At 46.7% G+C, this 4,097-nt stretch carries 3 protein-coding genes; 2 read left to right on the plus strand and 1 reads right to left on the minus strand.

Annotation, left to right across the window (positions count from 1 at the left end):
- Positions 1-89: 89 nt before the first annotated feature.
- Entirely contained in the window at positions 90-1,448 is a 1,359-nt protein-coding gene (locus AC1WIP_RS12395; RefSeq protein WP_481142119.1) for an ABC transporter substrate-binding protein, read from the minus strand.
- A gap of 249 nt (positions 1,449-1,697) precedes the next feature.
- On the opposite strand from AC1WIP_RS12395, the gene AC1WIP_RS12400 reads away from it, so the two are divergent.
- A complete protein-coding gene (locus tag AC1WIP_RS12400; protein ID WP_481142120.1) occupies positions 1,698-3,557 on the plus strand; it encodes a sensor histidine kinase in 1,860 nt (619 codons plus the stop codon).
- Positions 3,558-3,559: 2 nt separating this feature from the next.
- Positions 3,560-4,097: response regulator (locus AC1WIP_RS12405; RefSeq protein ID WP_481142121.1), on the plus strand; the 538-nt coding region annotated here is incomplete at its 3' end.

Raw genomic sequence — 4,097 nt, forward strand, 5'->3', positions numbered from 1 at the left:
ATTTATATCCTTTCCGGAAAATAAAAGTATGAATTCTGTCTCACTGCGAAGGGGCCGCATATATACGGCCCCTCTCCCGACTGTCCTTATTACTGGTTCAGAATCTTACCAACCTCTTCATTCATCTTCTCAATTCCCTCATCAATGCTCATCTCGCCTGTCATAATGCTTCCATGATAGGAATCCAATATAGAGTTGATTTCAGACACATGCTCGCCATAGGGAACCTCAAGGTACAGATTGCTTACATTTAAAGCCTCCTTGCTTGCCTCGTCCGTAGGGAATCCGTCCAGGGTTGCAATGGTCTCCAGGGTAGATTCCATCTGAATGGACGGGAAATTGCCAGTGCTGCTTAATATCGCGGCACCCTCTTCTCCGCTTACCCATTTGATGAATTCCCATGCAGCATCCTTCTGATCGCTCTCAGATGCAATGCCCAGGGCTGCAACTGCGCCCAGTGTGGAGCCTGGCTCAACACCCTCGGCATGAGGATACTTCACAATTCCCCAGTTGCCGCACAAATCTGCGTCATACTCGCCGCTCTCCAGACTGCTAATCAGCGTGGCAATGTACCATGAGCCCTGATTCATCATGGCTACATCTCCGCCGGAAAAGGCTGCGGAATAGTGCAGTCCCTCGGTTTTCAGGTCGGTATATTTTCTGCATACGCCGTCCGCTTCCTGATTTAAAACCATTTCATAATAGGGCTTGAAGAAAGAATATTCACCGTCAAGAATCGTATGCTCGCCATCCAAAACAGCGAACAGCTGAACCGCGCTTCTCCATGTGTGATAATGTGCGCCGTATACCTGAGAGCCAAAGGTGGTGTCCGTCATTTCCCTTGCAAGGGCGTCATACTCCTCAAAGGTCATATCATTGGTGGGATAGTCAACGCCTGCTGCGTCGAACAGATCTTTATTGTAATAAATCACCCAGAAATCACTCCTGAAGGGTATCTCATACAGACTGCCATCTACCGTCAGCTGCTCCGGAATTCCGGAATATCTGCTTAAATCAATGCCATCCCTTTCTATGTAATCATCCAGTGCAATAATAGCGCCCTTCTGAACCAGGGTCGCATACCCCGGAACATCCTTGTTGGTTACAATGTCAATATCCGTTCCTGATCCTGAGAGCTCTGTCGCCAAAACCGTCTGGTAATCTGTAGAACCCAAGTCTACCATTTCAATCGTTACATTCGGAGCGACCTCTTTATATCCTTCTACCAGCGCACTCCAATAAGGTGTTGTAGCCTCGTCCCAGATAGCCCATTTCAATGTAATCTCTTCGCCGGATACATCTGCTTCTGCATCTGCCGCAGGCGCTTCAGAAGATTCCGCAGACGTGCTTTCAGAGCTGCTTTGCGTCTGTCCTTCACTGCCGCAGCCGGTAAACACAGCGGCGATCATTACCGCCGTCATCAACATGCTTAACGCTTTCTTTTTCATATAATACCTCCTGTTTCATATTCTCAATGTAATTCAAGTATACTTAAAATCAAAATTCAGGTACATGGAATAAATTTATATTTTATTCAAATTTCTTTTACAATTTTCCAGCCGGAAAATGAAAGAGCTTCCAAAATCTGCACTATTTTTTAATATGATGTAATTTTTTAAGTTATCCGCTCTCTGCTTCCCCACTCGGACCGAAATATGATATACTTGATATAATTATTGCAAAAACAGGAGATTTCTATGGCTCAAAAAAAAGAAAAGGAACGGTCTTTGAGCAAGACAAGCCGCCCCTTCGGCAGGATTCAGAAAAGGATTTTGTTTCTCACTGTTTCCTGCCTGTTTGGCATGTGTCTGATTATCAGCTTTGCCAGCTATTATATTTTTCAAAAATATCTGCAGCACAGCTTGATTCAATCAACTGAGACCAACTTGAAGCTTTTAACCGATACCATCAACGGCAGCATGGACAATGTCTACCTTATGGTGCGCTTCCTTCAGACCAATTCTGAGGTGGCGGAATATATTGAGAACAATCCCAACCCAGACTCCGTTCTCTCTGTATCCACCTATGAAAGAATCAATGAGGAGTACAACAACAACGCTTCCAGTGCCTATATGCCCCGGGTGGCTGTAATTACCAGCGATCATTTCCTGCAGATTGTCAGCGCCTCCTACTCTTCCACAAACGATCTGGCACAGGAGGTTCCCAGGCTTTCCTTTTTTCAAGAGCTTTTGGAGGATACCTCCTACAATTTTTCCACCGGTCTGATCAAGGACCCTTTTTACCGCAAGGGCAGAGCCGTCCTTCCCATCATCCGGCCCATCACCTATCAATATAACTCTGTTCAGGGAGGCTACCTGTTCATTGAGGTATCCACAGAGCTGTTTGCCTCCCCCTTAAAGCGTTACAATGTTGCAGAGGACAGCGACATCTATCTGACCCTGGGAGATCACAGCTATGTTTACCACGGGGGCGCCTTCGAGGAATTGGATGTATCGTATGAAATGCTTAAGGACCTGACTGAATCTGCCATAACAGACAATATCAGGGTAACCAAGATAAGAACATCGGACAGCAGAAACCGGATCGTTGTGACCTCAGCCTTAAATATGCCGGACTGTTACATCAGTCAGAGCATTTCCCATTCGGAGCTGTTTAACCAGCAGCTTTTGTGGTGGGCCATTTTAGCAGGCATTCTCATCGGGATTTTGGGAATCGGCATCCTTCTTATGATTATCCTGAATCGTATGATACATGTGCCCGTTTTCAAATTGCGAGCCAAGATGCTCCGGATTGCGGACGGAGATTTCAGCCGTGATCCTTCTATAGAATGGAACCATGAGCTGGGGGATATCGGACGGGGCATCAATGACCTGTCTGAGGACGTTTACCTGTTAATGAATAAGCGTATTGAGGATGAAAAGCAGAAACGGGATCTGGAATATAAAATGCTCCAAAGCCAGATTAACCCCCACTTTCTCTACAATACCCTGAATTCTATCAAGTGGATGGCCACCATCCAGGGGGCTTGTGGCATTGCAGAGATGACCACCGCCCTCTCCCGGCTGTTAAAAAGCATTTCCAAGGGAACCAGCCTCTTAATCCCCATACGGGAGGAGCTTTCTTTGGTGGAAAATTATTTCACCATACAGAGCTATCGCTACGGCGGCACCTTGTCATTGGAGATTCATGTGGAAGAGGATTTCATCTATGACTGTGAGATCATTAAATTTACCCTGCAGCCCTTGGTGGAAAACGCTATTTTCCACGGAATAGAGCCCAAGGGAACCACAGGGCGCATCACCATAAACGCATTTTGTGAGAAAAAAGCAGAGGGTTCTCCTGATGGGTTTCCCCAGCTTTGCATCGACATCACAGACGACGGTGTGGGCATCTCCCCCGATAAGGCACAGCAGATTCTAGTTGATAATCAGGAAAGCAGCACTGATTTCTTCCGGGAAATCGGGGTCAGCAATGTTCACAAAAGGTTACAGTATGAATTTGGGGAATCCTATGGCATTACCATCGCCAGCGAAGAAGGAGCCTATACCACCATGTCCATTCATATCCCCGGCCGACGTGCAGGAAGGAAAGATTAAATATGTATAAACTGTTGATTGTTGACGATGAACCTCTGGTTCAGGTAGGAATCAAGTCCATGCTGGACTGGTCCAAATACAACATTGAGATATGCGCCACGGCCTTAAACGGCCGGGCGGCACTGCAGATAATAGAGGAAAAGCAGCCGGATATCGTAATGACGGATATTAAAATGCCCGTGATGAGCGGTTTAGATCTGATTCGTATCTGCAGAGAGCGTTACGGAAGTGAAAAGCCTTGCTTTATCATTCTCACCAGCTACGAGGATTTCCATATGGCAAAGGAGGCCCTCACCTATCAGGTAACGGATTATCTGGTAAAGCTGGAGCTCACCGCCGACACCCTTTCCGAGGCCATAGAAAGGGTGCTGGCGGCCATCCGCCGTATCGAAGAAAAAGACGGCGCCGCCTCCACCGCTGTGTATCCCTTTTATGACAAATTCTTTATCCGCCTGTTAAACAATCTTTTTGAATCCGAGGAGCAGTTTACGCTGCAGAGCCGGGATTTGAATCTGGACTTTGGCTACGGCGGGTATGTAT

Source organism: Acetatifactor sp. (assembly GCF_982438285.1).

Excerpts from the sequence above, each read along its gene's own strand:
- AC1WIP_RS12395 (WP_481142119.1), bottom strand. The coding sequence starts at position 1,448 with ATGAAAAAGAAAGCGTTAAGCATGTTGATGACGGCGGTAATGATCGCC.
- AC1WIP_RS12400 (WP_481142120.1), top strand. The coding sequence starts at position 1,698 with ATGGCTCAAAAAAAAGAAAAGGAACGGTCTTTGAGCAAGACAAGCCGC.